This window comes from Streptomyces sp. NPDC096136, assembly GCF_044763325.1.
GTDB lineage: Bacteria > Actinomycetota > Actinomycetes > Streptomycetales > Streptomycetaceae > Streptomyces.
On the sequence record NZ_JBIWFZ010000003.1, the window covers coordinates 49,115 to 63,835 of the forward strand.

Consider the following 14,721-nt stretch of genomic DNA (forward strand, 5'->3'; position numbering starts at 1 on the left):
CGAGCCGCATCGGCCACCGAGATTCATGCGCCTCCACGCTTGCGCGGAGATCCGCCGGATCCGACACACCCGACCGCGTGGGTCGGAAAAGTTCCAGGTTAGCTTCACTACACGGCACACAGAAACCGGAGAAGTAGTGCCTACGATCCAGCAGCTGGTCCGGAAGGGCCGGCAGGACAAGGTCGAGAAGACGAAGACCCCCGCGCTCGAGGCCTCGCCTCAGCGTCGTGGTGTCTGCACGCGTGTGTTCACGACCACCCCGAAGAAGCCGAACTCGGCGCTCCGTAAGGTCGCGCGTGTGCGTCTGACCTCCGGCATCGAGGTCACCGCTTACATTCCGGGTGAGGGTCACAACCTGCAGGAGCACTCGATCGTGCTCGTGCGTGGTGGCCGTGTGAAGGACCTGCCGGGTGTTCGTTACAAGATCATCCGCGGTGCGCTTGACACCCAGGCTGTCAAGAACCGCAAGCAGGCCCGCAGCCGCTACGGCGCCAAGAAGGAGAAGTAAGAATGCCTCGTAAGGGCCCCGCCCCGAAGCGCCCGGTCATCATCGACCCGGTCTACGCCTCTCCTCTGGTGACCTCGCTCATCAACAAGATCCTCCTGAACGGCAAGCGCTCCACCGCCGAGCGCATCGTTTACGGCGCCATGGAAGGCCTCCGCGAGAAGACCGGCAACGACCCGGTCATCACGCTGAAGCGCGCGCTGGAGAACGTCAAGCCGTCGCTCGAGGTCAAGTCCCGCCGTGTCGGTGGCGCGACCTACCAGGTTCCCGTCGAGGTCAAGCCGGGTCGCCAGTCGACCCTGGCCCTCCGCTGGCTCGTGGGTTACTCCCGCGCCCGCCGCGAGAAGACCATGACCGAGCGCCTGATGAACGAGCTTCTCGACGCCTCGAACGGCCTCGGTGCGGCCGTCAAGAAGCGCGAGGACACGCACAAGATGGCCGAGTCCAACAAGGCCTTCGCGCACTACCGCTGGTAGTCGCAACCCACATCGAGACCGAGAGAAGACTGAAGCCTTATGGCTACCACTTCGCTTGACCTGGCCAAGGTGCGCAACATCGGCATCATGGCCCACATCGACGCGGGCAAGACGACCACCACCGAGCGCATCCTGTTCTACACCGGTGTGTCTTACAAGATCGGTGAGGTCCACGACGGCGCTGCCACGATGGACTGGATGGAGCAGGAGCAGGAGCGCGGCATCACGATCACGTCCGCCGCGACGACCTGCCACTGGCCGCTCGAGGACGTCGACCACACCATCAACATCATCGACACCCCGGGTCACGTGGACTTCACGGTCGAGGTGGAGCGTTCGCTCCGCGTCCTCGACGGTGCCGTCACCGTGTTCGACGGTGTCGCCGGTGTGGAGCCGCAGTCCGAGACCGTTTGGCGTCAGGCGGACCGCTACGGCGTCCCGCGTATCTGCTTCGTCAACAAGCTCGACCGTACGGGCGCCGAGTTCATGCGCTGCGTCGACATGATCAAGGACCGCCTCGGTGCGGTTCCGATCGTCATGCAGCTGCCCATCGGTGCCGAGGCCGACTTCCAGGGTGTCGTCGACCTCGTCCGCATGAAGGCCCTCGTGTGGTCCGCCGAGGCCACCAAGGGCGAGATGTACGACGTCGTCGACATCCCGGCCTCGCACGCCGAGCTTGCCGAGGAGTGGCGCGCCACCCTCGTCGAGCAGGTCGCCGAGAACGACGAAGAGATGATGGAGCTGTTCCTGGAGGGCACCGAGCCCACCGCCGAGCAGCTGCACGCGGCCGTCCGCCGCATCATCCTCGGCTCCGGCAAGGGCAAGGGCGAGCCCACGATCACCGCGGTGTTCTGCGGTACGGCGTTCAAGAACAAGGGCGTCCAGCCCCTGCTCGACGCCGTCGTGCGCTACCTCCCGTCGCCGCTCGACATCGAGGCCATCGAGGGCCACGACGTCAAGGACGCCGAGGTCGTCGTCAAGCGCAAGCCGTCGGACGAGGAGCCCCTCGCCGCGCTCGCGTTCAAGATCATGAGCGACCCGCACCTCGGCAAGCTCACCTTCGTCCGGGTTTACTCGGGCCGCCTGGAGGCCGGCACCGCGGTGCTGAACTCCGTCAAGGGCAAGAAGGAGCGCATCGGCAAGATCTACCGCATGCACGCGAACAAGCGTGAGGAGATCGACGCGGTGGGCGCCGGCGACATCGTCGCCGTCATGGGCCTGAAGCAGACCACCACCGGTGAGACGCTGTGCGACGACAAGGCGCCCGTGATCCTGGAGTCCATGGACTTCCCGGCTCCGGTCATCCAGGTCGCCATCGAGCCCGCTTCCAAGGGTGACCAGGAGAAGCTGGGTGTCGCCATCCAGCGTCTCGCGGAAGAGGACCCGTCGTTCCACGTCCACTCGGACGAGGAGACCGGCCAGACCATCCTCGGCGGTATGGGCGAGCTGCACCTCGAGGTGCTGGTCGACCGTATGAAGCGCGAGTTCAAGGTCGTCGCCAACGTCGGCAAGCCGCAGGTCGCGTACCGCGAGACGATCCGCAAGGCCGTCGAGCGCCACGACTACACCCACAAGAAGCAGACCGGTGGTACCGGTCAGTTCGCCAAGGTGCAGATCGCGATCGAGCCGATCACGGACGCCGATGGTCCGGCGTACGAGTTCGTGAACAAGGTCACCGGTGGCCGCGTGCCGAAGGAGTACATCCCTTCGGTCGACGCCGGTGCGCAGGAGGCCATGCAGTTCGGCATCCTCGCCGGCTACGAGATGACGGGCGTCCGCGTCACGCTTCTCGACGGTGGCTACCACGAGGTCGACTCCTCCGAGCTCGCCTTCAAGATCGCCGGTTCGCAGGCCTTCAAGGAGGCCGCGCGCAAGGCTTCTCCCGTGCTCCTCGAGCCGATGATGGCCGTCGAGGTCACCACGCCGGAGGAGTCCATGGGCGACGTCATCGGTGACATCAACTCCCGCCGTGGCCAGATCCAGGCCATGGAGGACCGTCACGGAGCCAAGATCGTCAAGGGCCTCGTGCCGCTTTCGGAGATGTTCGGCTACGTCGGAGACCTCCGCAGCAAGACCTCGGGTCGCGCCAGCTACTCGATGCAGTTCGACTCCTACGCCGAGGTTCCCCGGAACGTCGCTGAGGAGATCATCGCGAAGGCCAAGGGCGAGTAACTCTTCCGAGTACACGCTTTAGGCTTGCCACCGGAGCCTCTGGGGCAACAGGAGCAACCCTCCCGTTGCCCCGGGGGAACCGGCTATCCAGCAAAGATCACCTGGCGCCGACGATCAAGGCGTACAGAACCACTCTCAGGAGGACCCCCGTGGCGAAGGCGAAGTTCGAGCGGACTAAGCCGCACGTCAACATCGGCACCATCGGTCACATTGACCACGGTAAGACGACCCTCACGGCCGCCATTACCAAGGTGCTGCACGACAAGTACCCGGACCTGAACGCGGCGTCGGCGTTCGACCAGATCGACAAGGCTCCTGAGGAGCGCCAGCGCGGTATCACCATCTCCATCGCGCACGTCGAGTACCAGACCGAGGCGCGTCACTACGCCCACGTCGACTGCCCGGGTCACGCGGACTACATCAAGAACATGATCACCGGTGCCGCGCAGATGGACGGCGCCATCCTCGTGGTCGCCGCCACCGACGGCCCGATGCCGCAGACCAAGGAGCACGTGCTCCTGGCCCGCCAGGTCGGCGTTCCGTACATCGTCGTCGCCCTGAACAAGGCCGACATGGTGGACGACGAGGAGATCCTGGAGCTCGTCGAGCTCGAGGTCCGTGAGCTGCTCTCCGAGTACGACTTCCCGGGCGACGACCTGCCGGTCGTCCAGGTCTCCGCGCTCAAGGCGCTCGAGGGCGACAAGGAGTGGGGCGACAAGCTCCTCGGCCTGATGGACGCCGTGGACGAGGCCATCCCGACCCCGCCGCGTGACACCGACAAGCCGTTCCTGATGCCCGTCGAGGACGTCTTCACGATCACCGGTCGTGGCACCGTCGTCACCGGCCGCATCGAGCGTGGTGTCCTGAAGGTCAACGAGACCGTTGACATCATCGGCATCAAGCAGGAGAAGACCACCACCACGGTCACCGGCATCGAGATGTTCCGCAAGCTGCTCGACGAGGGCCAGGCCGGTGAGAACGTCGGTCTGCTCCTCCGTGGCATCAAGCGCGAGGACGTCGAGCGCGGCCAGGTCATCATCAAGCCCGGTTCGGTCACGCCGCACACCGAGTTCGAGGCCGCCGCGTACATCCTGTCGAAGGACGAGGGTGGCCGTCACACCCCGTTCTTCAACAACTACCGCCCGCAGTTCTACTTCCGTACCACGGACGTGACCGGCGTCGTGACCCTCCCCGAGGGCACCGAGATGGTCATGCCGGGCGACAACACCGACATGTCCGTCCAGCTGATCCAGCCGGTCGCCATGGAGGAGGGCCTGAAGTTCGCCATCCGTGAGGGTGGTCGTACGGTCGGCGCCGGCCAGGTCACCAAGATCACGAAGTAATTCGTGTTCTGACCTGGTAGCTCGCTCCAGCGGGCACCATGTTTGACGGGAGGGCCCCTTTCCCACCGCTCCGGCGGCGGGGGAGGGGCCCTTCGTCGTCCCCGGGGGCAAGGCCCCCGTAAGGGCGGGATAAAGGACCCGTGAGAAGCTCCGCAGTAGATCACGTACGACGGAGCGTTCAGGGTGGGAAGCATGGATCGGCAGGGCGGCGGACGGCCGGAGGTATCCGACGAGGAGTGGGCCCGCTTCAGCGAGCAGGTCGCGCGGGAGAGCGCCGACGCGCCGAAGGAGCCCTCGGCGCGGGCGCGGATGGTCACCGCCCGCCTGCGGGCCGAGGACGAGGAGCGGGCGCGGGCCGGCCGGCGCCGGTTCGGACGGGCGCCGAAGGCGGCGCGCAACGAGCCGCCCGGCTGGCGGACCGGGCCCGCCTGGCAGGAGATGGAGGGCCGGGGACGGGGGAAACGCCGGCTCAAGGCGGCGGCCGCCGTCGTCGCCGTCGCGGGACTGGCGCTGGTCGCCGTACGGCCCGAGCTGGTCGTCGACCGGCTGACGGGGAAGGCGCAGGCCCGCCAGGACGCCCGTGACGCCGCCCCGCTGCCCGCGGAGTCCGTACGTCCGACCGCGGCCCCGGAGGCCGTGTACCCGGACCGCCCGACCCTGAAGGAGCCCTTCCGCGGCTCGCCGGCGGCGCAGTGGGCGGAGGGCGCCGCCGGTATCGAGGTGCCGGCCGCCGAGGACGTGAACGGGGTGCCCCGGGAGCGCGTCGCCGAGGGGCTGGCCCTGGCGAAGCGGTTCCTGGTGGCGGCCAACCTGGATCCGGCCGTGCTGCGGGGCGAGCGGCCCGCGGCGGCCCTGGACCTGCTGGACCCCAAGGACACCGGGCGGCGCGAGGAGACGGCGCGGGCGTACGAGCACCCGAGCCGGGAGCACGACCCGCTGGAGCTGTTCACCCGCTACGACCCGGCCGAGCTCAAGCCCGTGGGCGAGGTGGTCAAGGTGCGGGGCCGCATGTGGGTGGAGGCGGGGGAGAAGCCCGGCCAGGCCGACGTGAAGGTGGACTACAGCTTCGTCTACCCGTTCGTGAAGATCGGCGGCAACCCGGAGGACGTCGCCCGGACCGTCGTCCGCCGCGAGGCCACCTTCCAGGTCTTCCACGGGCGGGAACGGGGCGCTCCCGAAGGGAGGCTGTGGCTGTACGGCGCCGCGCAGGACATCGCCAACAGCGCCTGCGACCGGCCCGACGGCTACCTGCACCCGGGCTTCTTCTCGGACCCGCGGGACAGTGGACCGGCGCCTTCCGGCACCCCGGTGGACCCGTACGACCGCTCCAAGGGCATCGACACCGGCCGGCCGGAGGGCTGCGGTACGGCATCCCGCTCCTGACCAGGGATCCCCGTTGCGTGCCGCGGTTTGACGTGATCGCGCGGCGGGGTATTCTCTTCGGCCCGATTGGCCAGGCGGGTGTCTCGTATGGCAGACTACTCAAGTTGCTCGGCTGTGTGCCGATGCTGCGCGCCTCCCGCCGGGAGGACCGGAAGCGAGTCCCACGGTACTCGTCGTCCTTAATCTGCCTCTCGGGGCAGCAATGAGGGCGGACGTACGGGAATCTTCTGGGAAGTGTCAGCACGGTCCGCACCAGGCACTCGGTGGGTGTTTCTCCCCCGATGCGCGGTCCAGGACCGCACCCCCTTGGATGAGGGAATTCCCGTATGGGAATTTTTTCGGAGGGAGTGCGACACGCCCGACCGCGTGGGTCGGAGGAGAGGCCGCGGAATCCCGTTCCGCAGCCGACCGGGAGCCAGAGCGTTTCCACACGAGACAGGACTACGGAGTAGCCATGGCGGGACAGAAGATCCGCATCCGGCTCAAGGCCTACGACCACGAGGTCATCGACTCCTCGGCGAAGAAGATCGTCGAGACGGTGACCCGCACTGGTGCGTCGGTCGCGGGCCCGGTGCCGCTGCCCACTGAGAAGAACGTGTACTGCGTCATCAAGTCGCCGCACAAGTACAAGGACTCGCGCGAGCACTTCGAGATGCGCACGCACAAGCGCCTGATCGACATCCTCGACCCGACGCCCAAGACCGTTGACTCGCTGATGCGCCTGGACCTTCCGGCCGGCGTTGACATCGAGATCAAGCTCTGAGAGGCGTCGAGAAGATGGCAAAGCAGATCAAGGGCGTCCTGGGCGAGAAGCTCGGCATGACCCAGGTCTGGGACGAGAACAACCGTGTCGTCCCGGTGACCGTCGTCAAGGCCGGGCCCTGCGTCGTTACCCAGGTCCGTACCAACGACACCGACGGCTACGAGTCGGTCCAGATCGCCTTCGGCGAGATCGACCCGCGCAAGGTGAACAAGCCCCTCAAGGGCCACTTCGCCAAGGCCGACGTGACCCCGCGCCGCCACCTGGTGGAGCTCCGTACCTCCGACGCCAGCGAGTACACGCTCGGCCAGGAGATCACGGCTGCCGTGTTCGAGTCCGGCGTCAAGGTTGACGTCACGGGCAACAGCAAGGGCAAGGGCTTCGCCGGTGTCATGAAGCGCCACAACTTCCGGGGCCTCGGCGCCGGTCACGGTGTGCAGCGCAAGCACCGCTCCCCCGGTTCGATCGGTGGCTGCGCCACCCCTGGGCGTGTCTTCAAGGGCATGCGCATGGCCGGTCGCATGGGTAACGAGCGCGTCACCACCCAGAACCTGACCATCCACGCGGTTGACGCGGAGAAGGGTCTGCTCCTCATCAAGGGCGCGGTCCCCGGTCCGAACGGCGGCCTCGTCCTGGTCCGTACCGCGGCCAAGGGGGCTTGAGGTAATGAGCACCATTGACATCCTTTCGCCGGCTGGCGACAAGGCCGGTACCGTCGAGCTCCCCGCGGAGATCTTCGACGCGAAGACCAGCGTTCCGCTGATCCACCAGGTCGTCGTCGCCCAGCTGGCCGCTGCCCGTCAGGGCACGCACAAGACCAAGACCCGTGGCGAAGTCCGTGGTGGTGGCAAGAAGCCTTACCGCCAGAAGGGCACCGGCCGCGCCCGTCAGGGTTCGACCCGCGCTCCGCAGTTCGCCGGCGGTGGCGTCGTCCACGGCCCCGTGCCGCGTGACTACTCGCAGCGCACCCCGAAGAAGATGAAGGCCGCCGCCCTCCGCGGTGCCCTCTCGGACCGCGCGCGCCACTCCCGCATCCACGTCGTCACCGGCGTGGTCGAGGGTGCCGCCTCCACCAAGGCCGCGAAGACGCTGTTCGGCAAGATCTCGGAGCGCAAGAACCTGCTCCTGGTCGCCGAGCGCTCTGACGAGCTGGCGTGGCTGTCCGCCCGCAACCTGCCCCAGGTTCACATCCTGGAGCCGGGCCAGCTGAACACGTACGACGTGATCGTCTCTGACGACGTGGTCTTCACCCAGGCCGCGCTCGAGTCCTTCGTGTCTGGCCCCAAGGCCGATGAGACCGAAGGGAACGAGGCCTGATGTCTGAGGCGACCGTTACCAGCAAGACCTTCACCGACCCGCGCGACCTGCTGATCAAGCCGGTCGTCTCGGAGAAGAGCTACGCGCTGCTGGACGAGAACAAGTACACGTTCATCGTCGCGCCCGGCGCCAACAAGACCCAGATCAAGCAGGCCGTCGAGGCGGTCTTCTCGGTCAAGGTCACCGGGGTCAACACGATCAACCGTCAGGGTAAGCGCAAGCGCACCAAGACCGGTTTCGGCAAGCGCGCCAACACCAAGCGCGCCATCGTGACCCTTGCCGAGGGCAACCGTATCGACATCTTCGGCGGCCAGGCCTCCTAACGGAGGTCTAGTCGTCCGGAATCGGACGAGGACTGAGAAATGGGTATCCGCAAGTACAAGCCGACGACCCCGGGCCGTCGTGGCTCCAGCGTCGCCGACTTTGTCGAGATCACGCGGTCCACGCCGGAGAAGTCGCTGGTCCGCCCCCTGCACAGCAAGGGCGGCCGTAACAACACCGGTCGTGTGACCGTTCGCCACCAGGGCGGTGGCCACAAGCGCGCCTACCGCGTGATCGACTTCCGTCGTCACGACAAGGACGGCGTGCCGGCCAAGGTCGCGCACATCGAGTACGACCCCAACCGCACCGCGCGCATCGCGCTGCTGCACTACGCCGACGGCGAGAAGCGCTACATCATCGCGCCGCGCGGTCTGCAGCAGGGCGACCGGATCGAGAACGGCCCCACGGCCGACATCAAGCCGGGCAACAACCTCGCGCTCCGCAACATCCCGGTCGGTACCACGATCCACGCGATCGAGCTCCGCCCCGGTGGCGGCGCCAAGTTCGCGCGTTCGGCTGGTGCCTCCGTGCAGCTGCTCGCGAAGGAGGGCGTGATGGCCCACCTCCGCATGCCGTCCGGTGAGATCCGTCTCGTCGACGCGCGCTGCCGCGCCACGGTCGGCGAGGTCGGCAACGCCGAGCAGTCGAACATCAACTGGGGCAAGGCCGGCCGCATGCGCTGGAAGGGCGTCCGCCCGACCGTCCGCGGTGTCGCGATGAACCCGGTTGACCACCCGCACGGTGGTGGTGAGGGCAAGACCAGTGGTGGTCGCCACCCGGTCTCCCCGTGGGGTCAGAAGGAGGGTCGTACTCGCTCGCCGAAGAAGGCTTCGAGCAAGTACATCGTCCGCCGCCGCAAGACGAACAAGAAGCGCTAGGAGCGGGTTTAGATGCCGCGCAGTCTCAAGAAGGGGCCCTTCGTCGACGACCACCTCGTAAAGAAGGTGGACGCCCAGAACGAAGCCGGCACCAAGAACGTCATCAAGACCTGGTCCCGTCGCTCGATGATCATCCCCAGCATGCTGGGTCACACCATCGCGGTGCACAACGGCAAGACCCACGTCCCGGTGTTCGTCACCGAGTCGATGGTCGGCCACAAGCTCGGCGAGTTCTCGCCGACTCGCACCTTCCGCGGCCACGTCAAGGACGACCGGAAGTCGAAGCGCCGCTAATCGCGGGGTGGTTACGACTATGACTAACACCGAAGGGACAACCATGGAAGCCAGGGCCCAGGCGCGGTACATCCGCGTCACGCCCATGAAGGCCCGCCGCGTGGTGGACCTCATCCGTGGCATGGATGCCACGGAGGCTCAGGCGGTCCTGCGTTTCGCCCCGCAGGCCGCGAGCGTGCCGGTCGGCAAGGTGCTGGACAGCGCCATTGCCAACGCCGCGCACAACTACAACCACCCGGACGCCTCCACGCTGGTCATCAGCGAGGCGTACGTGGACGAGGGCCCGACCCTGAAGCGGTTCCGTCCGCGTGCCCAGGGCCGTGCCTACCGGATCCGCAAGCGGACCAGCCACATCACCGTGGTCGTCAGCAGCAAGGAAGGTTCCCGGTAATGGGCCAGAAGGTAAACCCGCACGGGTTCCGACTCGGCATCACCACGGACTTCAAGTCCCGCTGGTACGCCGACAAGCTGTACAAGGACTACGTCAAGGAAGACGTCGCCATCCGTCGGATGATGACGTCCGGCATGGAGCGCGCCGGCATCTCGAAGGTTGAGATCGAGCGCACCCGTGACCGCGTGCGTGTGGACATCCACACCGCTCGTCCCGGCATCGTCATCGGCCGCCGTGGCGCCGAGGCCGACCGCATCCGCGGTGACCTCGAGAAGCTCACGGGCAAGCAGGTCCAGCTGAACATCCTCGAGGTCAAGAACCCCGAGCTCGACGCTCAGCTGGTTGCTCAGGCCGTCGCCGAGCAGCTCTCCTCCCGCGTCTCCTTCCGTCGTGCCATGCGCAAGAGCATGCAGGGCACCATGAAGGCCGGCGCCAAGGGCATCAAGATCCAGTGCGGCGGCCGTCTCGGCGGCGCCGAGATGTCCCGCTCCGAGTTCTACCGCGAGGGTCGTGTGCCGCTGCACACGCTGCGCGCGAACGTGGACTACGGCTTCTTCGAGGCCAAGACCACCTTCGGCCGTATCGGCGTGAAGGTCTGGATCTACAAGGGCGACGTCAAGAACATCGCCGAGGTTCGCGCCGAGAACGCTGCGGCCCGTGCGGGTAACCGCCCGGCCCGTGGTGCCGGCGCTGGCGACCGTCCCGCCGGCCGTGGTGGCCGTGGTGGCGAGCGCGGCGGCCGTGGTGGCCGCAAGCCGCAGCAGGCTGCTGGTGCCGAGGCCCCCAAGGCCGACGCCCCCGCCGCCGCTCCGGCCGAGAGCACCGGAACGGAGGCCTGACCGACATGCTGATCCCTCGTAGGGTCAAGCACCGCAAGCAGCACCACCCGAAGCGCAGCGGTATGGCCAAGGGCGGTACTGAGGTCTCGTTCGGCGAGTACGGCATCCAGGCGCTCACCCCCGCCTACGTGACGAACCGCCAGATCGAGGCGGCTCGTATCGCGATGACCCGCCACATCAAGCGTGGCGGCAAGGTCTGGATCAACATCTACCCGGACCGTCCGCTGACGAAGAAGCCCGCCGAGACCCGCATGGGTTCCGGTAAGGGTTCCCCCGAGTGGTGGATCGCGAACGTGCACCCGGGCCGGGTCATGTTCGAGCTGTCCTACCCGAACGAAAAGATTGCGCGTGAGGCTCTCACTCGTGCGGCCCACAAGCTGCCGATGAAGTGCCGCATCGTCAAGCGCGAGGCAGGTGAGTCGTGATGGCGACGGGAACCAAGGCGTCCGAGCTCCGCGAGCTCGGCAACGAGGAGCTCGTTGCCAAGCTTCGCGAGGCCAAGGAAGAGCTGTTCAAGCTCCGTTTCCAGGCGGCCACCGGTCAGCTGGAGAACAACGGCCGGCTCAAGTCCGTCCGTAAGGACATCGCTCGCATCTACACCCTGATGCACGAGCGTGAGCTCGGTATCGAGACGGTGGAGAACGCCTGATGAGCGAGAACAACGTGACTGAGAAGACCGAGCGCGGCTTCCGCAAGACCCGTGAGGGTCTGGTCGTCAGCGACAAGATGGACAAGACCGTCGTCGTCGCCGTCGAGGACCGCGTCAAGCACGCGCTGTACGGCAAGGTCATCCGCCGTACGAACAAGCTCAAGGCTCACGACGAGCAGAACGCTGCCGGCGTCGGCGACCGCGTCCTCATCATGGAGACGCGTCCGCTGTCGGCGAGCAAGCGCTGGCGCATCGTCGAGATCCTCGAGAAGGCCAAGTAATCACTCCGGGGCCCCATACATAAGGCTGGGGGTCCCCCGGATTCGTTCCGCCAGGCTCGGCCGGGGCTCCGCGTAGGAGCCCCGGCCGGGAACCGGCAGACAAACAGGAGATAGACGTGATCCAGCAGGAGTCGCGACTGCGTGTCGCCGACAACACTGGTGCCAAGGAGATCCTTTGCATCCGTGTTCTCGGTGGCTCCGGTCGCCGCTACGCGGGCATCGGTGACGTCATCGTCGCCACCGTCAAGGACGCGATCCCCGGCGGCAACGTGAAGAAGGGTGACGTCGTCAAGGCCGTCATCGTTCGCACCGTCAAGGAGCGCCGCCGCCAGGACGGCTCGTACATCCGCTTCGACGAGAACGCCGCCGTCATTCTGAAGAACGACGGCGACCCTCGCGGCACCCGTATCTTCGGCCCCGTCGGCCGTGAGCTGCGCGAGAAGAAGTTCATGAAGATCATCTCGCTCGCGCCGGAGGTGCTGTAAGCATGAAGATCAAGAAGGGCGACCTGGTCCAGGTCATCACCGGTAAGGACAAGGGCAAGCAGGGCAAGGTCATCGCGGCCTTCCCGACCGAGTCCCGCGTTCTGGTCGAGGGTGTCAACCGGGTCAAGAAGCACACCAAGGCTGGGCAGAACCAGGCTGGCGGCATCGTGATCACCGAGGCCCCCGTCCACGTGTCCAACGTCCAGCTGGTCGTGGAGAAGGACGGCAAGAAGGTCGTCACCCGCGTCGGTTTCCGCTTCGACGACGAGGGCAACAAGATCCGCGTTGCCAAGCGCACGGGTGAGGACATCTGATGGCTACCACTCCGCGTCTGAAGACGAAGTACCGCGAGGAGATCGCGGGCAAGATGCGTGAAGAGTTCTCCTACGAGAACGTCATGCAGATTCCCGGCCTCGTCAAGATCGTCGTGAACATGGGTGTCGGCGACGCCGCCCGTGACTCGAAGCTGATCGACGGTGCCATCCGCGACCTGACGACGATCACCGGTCAGAAGCCGGCCGTCACGAAGGCCCGCAAGTCCATCGCGCAGTTCAAGCTGCGCGAGGGTCAGCCGATCGGCTGCCACGTCACCCTCCGTGGTGACCGCATGTGGGAGTTCCTGGACCGTACGCTGTCGCTCGCGCTGCCGCGTATCCGCGACTTCCGTGGTCTGTCGCCGAAGCAGTTCGACGGCCGTGGCAACTACACCTTCGGTCTCACGGAGCAGGTCATGTTCCACGAGATCGACCAGGACAAGATCGACCGTACCCGGGGTATGGACATCACCGTGGTCACCACGGCGACCAACGACGCTGAGGGCCGCGCGCTCCTCCGTCACCTCGGCTTCCCCTTCAAGGAGGCGTAAGCGAGATGGCGAAGAAGGCTCTCATCGCGAAGGCTGCCCGCAAGCCCAAGTTCGGTGTGCGTGCGTACACCCGCTGCCAGCGCTGCGGTCGCCCCCACTCCGTGTACCGCAAGTTCGGCCTGTGCCGCGTGTGCCTCCGTGAGATGGCTCACCGTGGCGAGCTGCCGGGCGTGACCAAGAGCTCCTGGTAAATCCCCTTCACCCTCTGGGTGTTGAGGTTTTCCAGACGCTCTCGGTAAGCATCAGGTCGGCGGACCGCCCTGCCCGCATGCCGTAGGCTTGTGGGGTTGGGCGTCCGCCGCCCTATCGACTTACTACGCCGTAGGTCCCCGTGCCGCACCCGTCCCGCCTCTGAGTGGGGAGAGGGATGGCACATACAGGAAACCCCGGCGAGAGAGGCCGAAGGCCACTTTCATGACCATGACTGACCCGATCGCAGACATGCTCACGCGTCTGCGTAACGCTAACTCGGCGTACCACGACACCGTCGTGATGCCGCACAGCAAGATCAAGTCGCACATCGCGGAGATCCTCAAGCAGGAGGGTTTCATCACCGGCTGGAAGGTCGAGGACGCCGAGGTCGGCAAGAACCTCGTCCTCGAGCTGAAGTTCGGGCCGAACCGTGAGCGCTCCATCGCGGGCATCAAGCGGATCTCGAAGCCCGGTCTGCGCGTGTACGCGAAGTCCACCAACCTGCCGAAGGTCCTCGGCGGCCTCGGCGTGGCGATCATCTCCACGTCGCACGGTCTCCTGACCGGTCAGCAGGCAGGCAAGAAGGGCGTAGGTGGGGAAGTCCTCGCCTACGTCTGGTAGTCGGGAACGGAGGAAAAGCAATGTCGCGAATCGGCAAGCTCCCCATCCAGGTTCCCGCCGGTGTGGACGTCACCATCGATGGCCAGACGGTCGCGGTGAAGGGCCCCAAGGGTTCCCTCACGCACGTCGTCAAGGCGCCCATCGGGATCGTCAAGGGTGAGGACGGCGTTCTGAACGTCACCCGCCCGAACGACGAGCGTCAGAACAAGGCCCTGCACGGCCTGTCCCGCACGCTGGTGGCGAACATGATCACCGGCGTGACCGCGGGTTACGTCAAGGCTCTCGAGATCAGCGGTGTCGGTTACCGCGTTGCCGCGAAGGGCTCCGACCTGGAGTTCCAGCTCGGCTACAGCCACCCGATCCTGGTCGAGGCGCCCGAGGGCATCTCGTTCAAGGTCGAGTCGCCGACCAAGTTCTCGGTCGAGGGCATCGACAAGCAGAAGGTCGGCGAGGTCGCCGCCAACATCCGCAAGCTGCGGAAGCCCGACCCGTACAAGGCCAAGGGTGTCAAGTACGCCGGCGAGGTCATCCGCCGCAAGGTCGGAAAGGCTGGTAAGTAGCCATGGCATACGGTGTGAAGATCGCCAAGGGCGACGCGTACAAGCGCGCTGCCAAGGCTCGCCGCCACATCCGCATCCGCAAGAACGTCTCGGGTACGGCGGAGCGTCCGCGCCTCGTCGTGACGCGTTCGAACCGCAACATCGTTGCTCAGGTCATCGACGACCTCCAGGGCCACACCCTGGCGTCCGCGTCGACCCTGGACGCTTCGATCCGCGGTGGCGAAGGCGACAAGAGCGCCCAGGCCCAGGCCGTCGGCGCGCTCGTCGCCGAGCGTGCGAAGGCTGCCGGCGTCGAGACCGTCGTCTTTGACCGCGGTGGCAACCGATACGCCGGGCGCATTGCCGCTCTGGCTGACGCCGCCCGCGAAGCCGGGCTGAAGTTCTAAGCC

The 14,721-nt window shown here is 66.5% G+C and carries 23 protein-coding genes; all 23 read left to right on the plus strand.

What is annotated here, in order from left to right; genetic code table 11:
• Window positions 1–136 precede the first annotated feature (136 nt).
• The 23 genes from rpsL to rplR all read left to right on the plus strand — a co-directional run bounded on the left by rpsL (window position 137) and on the right by rplR (window position 14,718).
• Entirely contained in the window at window positions 137–508 is a 372-nt protein-coding gene (gene rpsL, locus ACIRBY_RS06455; RefSeq protein ID WP_007265893.1) for a 30S ribosomal protein S12, read from the plus strand.
• 2 nt (window positions 509–510) lie between these two features.
• A complete protein-coding gene (gene rpsG / locus ACIRBY_RS06460; protein ID WP_007265894.1) occupies window positions 511–981 on the plus strand; it encodes a 30S ribosomal protein S7 in 471 nt (156 codons plus the stop codon).
• A gap of 39 nt (window positions 982–1,020) precedes the next feature.
• Entirely contained in the window at window positions 1,021–3,153 is a 2,133-nt protein-coding gene (gene fusA / locus ACIRBY_RS06465; RefSeq protein ID WP_390687613.1) for an elongation factor G, read from the plus strand.
• Between the two features lie 149 nt (window positions 3,154–3,302).
• A complete protein-coding gene (gene tuf, locus ACIRBY_RS06470) occupies window positions 3,303–4,496 on the plus strand; it encodes an elongation factor Tu (protein WP_042812325.1) in 1,194 nt (397 codons plus the stop codon).
• A gap of 192 nt (window positions 4,497–4,688) precedes the next feature.
• A complete protein-coding gene (locus ACIRBY_RS06475) occupies window positions 4,689–5,879 on the plus strand; it encodes a hypothetical protein (RefSeq protein ID WP_403897019.1) in 1,191 nt (396 codons plus the stop codon).
• Window positions 5,880–6,333: 454 nt separating this feature from the next.
• The gene (gene rpsJ, locus ACIRBY_RS06480; protein ID WP_003948644.1) at window positions 6,334–6,642 is read left to right on the plus strand and encodes a 30S ribosomal protein S10; all 309 of its coding nucleotides are present in this window, start codon (window positions 6,334–6,336) and stop codon (window positions 6,640–6,642) included.
• Window positions 6,643–6,656: 14 nt separating this feature from the next.
• Window positions 6,657–7,301, plus strand: coding sequence for a 50S ribosomal protein L3 (rplC, locus tag ACIRBY_RS06485; protein WP_042812328.1), 645 nt, complete (start codon window positions 6,657–6,659; stop codon window positions 7,299–7,301).
• 4 nt (window positions 7,302–7,305) lie between these two features.
• The gene (gene rplD, locus ACIRBY_RS06490; protein WP_042812330.1) at window positions 7,306–7,956 is read left to right on the plus strand and encodes a 50S ribosomal protein L4; all 651 of its coding nucleotides are present in this window, start codon (window positions 7,306–7,308) and stop codon (window positions 7,954–7,956) included.
• On the plus strand, window positions 7,956–8,279 hold the full coding sequence (gene rplW, locus ACIRBY_RS06495; protein ID WP_007265901.1) for a 50S ribosomal protein L23: 324 nt from the start codon (window positions 7,956–7,958) through the stop codon (window positions 8,277–8,279). Before rplD ends, rplW begins: the two co-directional genes overlap by 1 nt.
• A 39-nt stretch (window positions 8,280–8,318) precedes the next feature.
• Window positions 8,319–9,155: a 50S ribosomal protein L2 gene (rplB, locus tag ACIRBY_RS06500; protein WP_007265902.1), complete on the plus strand. Its 837-nt coding sequence runs from the start codon at window positions 8,319–8,321 to the stop codon at window positions 9,153–9,155.
• A 12-nt stretch (window positions 9,156–9,167) separates the two neighbouring features.
• The gene (gene rpsS, locus ACIRBY_RS06505; protein ID WP_007265903.1) at window positions 9,168–9,449 is read left to right on the plus strand and encodes a 30S ribosomal protein S19; all 282 of its coding nucleotides are present in this window, start codon (window positions 9,168–9,170) and stop codon (window positions 9,447–9,449) included.
• A gap of 43 nt (window positions 9,450–9,492) precedes the next feature.
• On the plus strand, window positions 9,493–9,840 hold the full coding sequence (gene rplV, locus ACIRBY_RS06510; protein ID WP_007265904.1) for a 50S ribosomal protein L22: 348 nt from the start codon (window positions 9,493–9,495) through the stop codon (window positions 9,838–9,840).
• A complete protein-coding gene (rpsC, locus tag ACIRBY_RS06515) occupies window positions 9,840–10,679 on the plus strand; it encodes a 30S ribosomal protein S3 (protein WP_007265905.1) in 840 nt (279 codons plus the stop codon). Before rplV ends, rpsC begins: the two co-directional genes overlap by 1 nt.
• Before the next feature lie 5 nt (window positions 10,680–10,684).
• Window positions 10,685–11,104: a 50S ribosomal protein L16 gene (gene rplP, locus ACIRBY_RS06520; RefSeq protein WP_007265906.1), complete on the plus strand. Its 420-nt coding sequence runs from the start codon at window positions 10,685–10,687 to the stop codon at window positions 11,102–11,104.
• Window positions 11,104–11,328 (plus strand): 50S ribosomal protein L29, encoded by a 225-nt coding sequence (gene rpmC, locus ACIRBY_RS06525; RefSeq protein ID WP_007265907.1) that lies wholly within the window; start codon window positions 11,104–11,106, stop codon window positions 11,326–11,328. Before rplP ends, rpmC begins: the two co-directional genes overlap by 1 nt.
• Entirely contained in the window at window positions 11,328–11,609 is a 282-nt protein-coding gene (rpsQ, locus tag ACIRBY_RS06530; RefSeq protein ID WP_030008467.1) for a 30S ribosomal protein S17, read from the plus strand. Before rpmC ends, rpsQ begins: the two co-directional genes overlap by 1 nt.
• 116 nt (window positions 11,610–11,725) lie before the next feature.
• A complete protein-coding gene (gene rplN, locus ACIRBY_RS06535; RefSeq protein WP_003956455.1) occupies window positions 11,726–12,094 on the plus strand; it encodes a 50S ribosomal protein L14 in 369 nt (122 codons plus the stop codon).
• Between the two features lie 2 nt (window positions 12,095–12,096).
• On the plus strand, window positions 12,097–12,408 hold the full coding sequence (gene rplX, locus ACIRBY_RS06540; RefSeq protein ID WP_007265909.1) for a 50S ribosomal protein L24: 312 nt from the start codon (window positions 12,097–12,099) through the stop codon (window positions 12,406–12,408).
• Window positions 12,408–12,959 (plus strand): 50S ribosomal protein L5, encoded by a 552-nt coding sequence (gene rplE, locus ACIRBY_RS06545; protein WP_358893649.1) that lies wholly within the window; start codon window positions 12,408–12,410, stop codon window positions 12,957–12,959. Before rplX ends, rplE begins: the two co-directional genes overlap by 1 nt.
• 5 nt (window positions 12,960–12,964) lie before the next feature.
• Window positions 12,965–13,150, plus strand: a complete 186-nt coding sequence (locus tag ACIRBY_RS06550; RefSeq protein ID WP_003956452.1) for a type Z 30S ribosomal protein S14 — start codon at window positions 12,965–12,967, stop codon at window positions 13,148–13,150.
• Between the two features lie 223 nt (window positions 13,151–13,373).
• Window positions 13,374–13,772 carry a 30S ribosomal protein S8 gene (rpsH, locus tag ACIRBY_RS06555; RefSeq protein ID WP_007265911.1) on the plus strand — a complete coding sequence of 133 codons (399 nt, stop codon included), beginning with the start codon at window positions 13,374–13,376 and terminating at the stop codon, window positions 13,770–13,772.
• A gap of 20 nt (window positions 13,773–13,792) precedes the next feature.
• Window positions 13,793–14,332, plus strand: a complete 540-nt coding sequence (gene rplF, locus ACIRBY_RS06560) for a 50S ribosomal protein L6 (RefSeq protein WP_403897027.1) — start codon at window positions 13,793–13,795, stop codon at window positions 14,330–14,332.
• Between the two features lie 2 nt (window positions 14,333–14,334).
• Window positions 14,335–14,718 (plus strand): 50S ribosomal protein L18, encoded by a 384-nt coding sequence (gene rplR, locus ACIRBY_RS06565; protein WP_030026334.1) that lies wholly within the window; start codon window positions 14,335–14,337, stop codon window positions 14,716–14,718.
• Window positions 14,719–14,721: the final 3 nt, after the last annotated feature.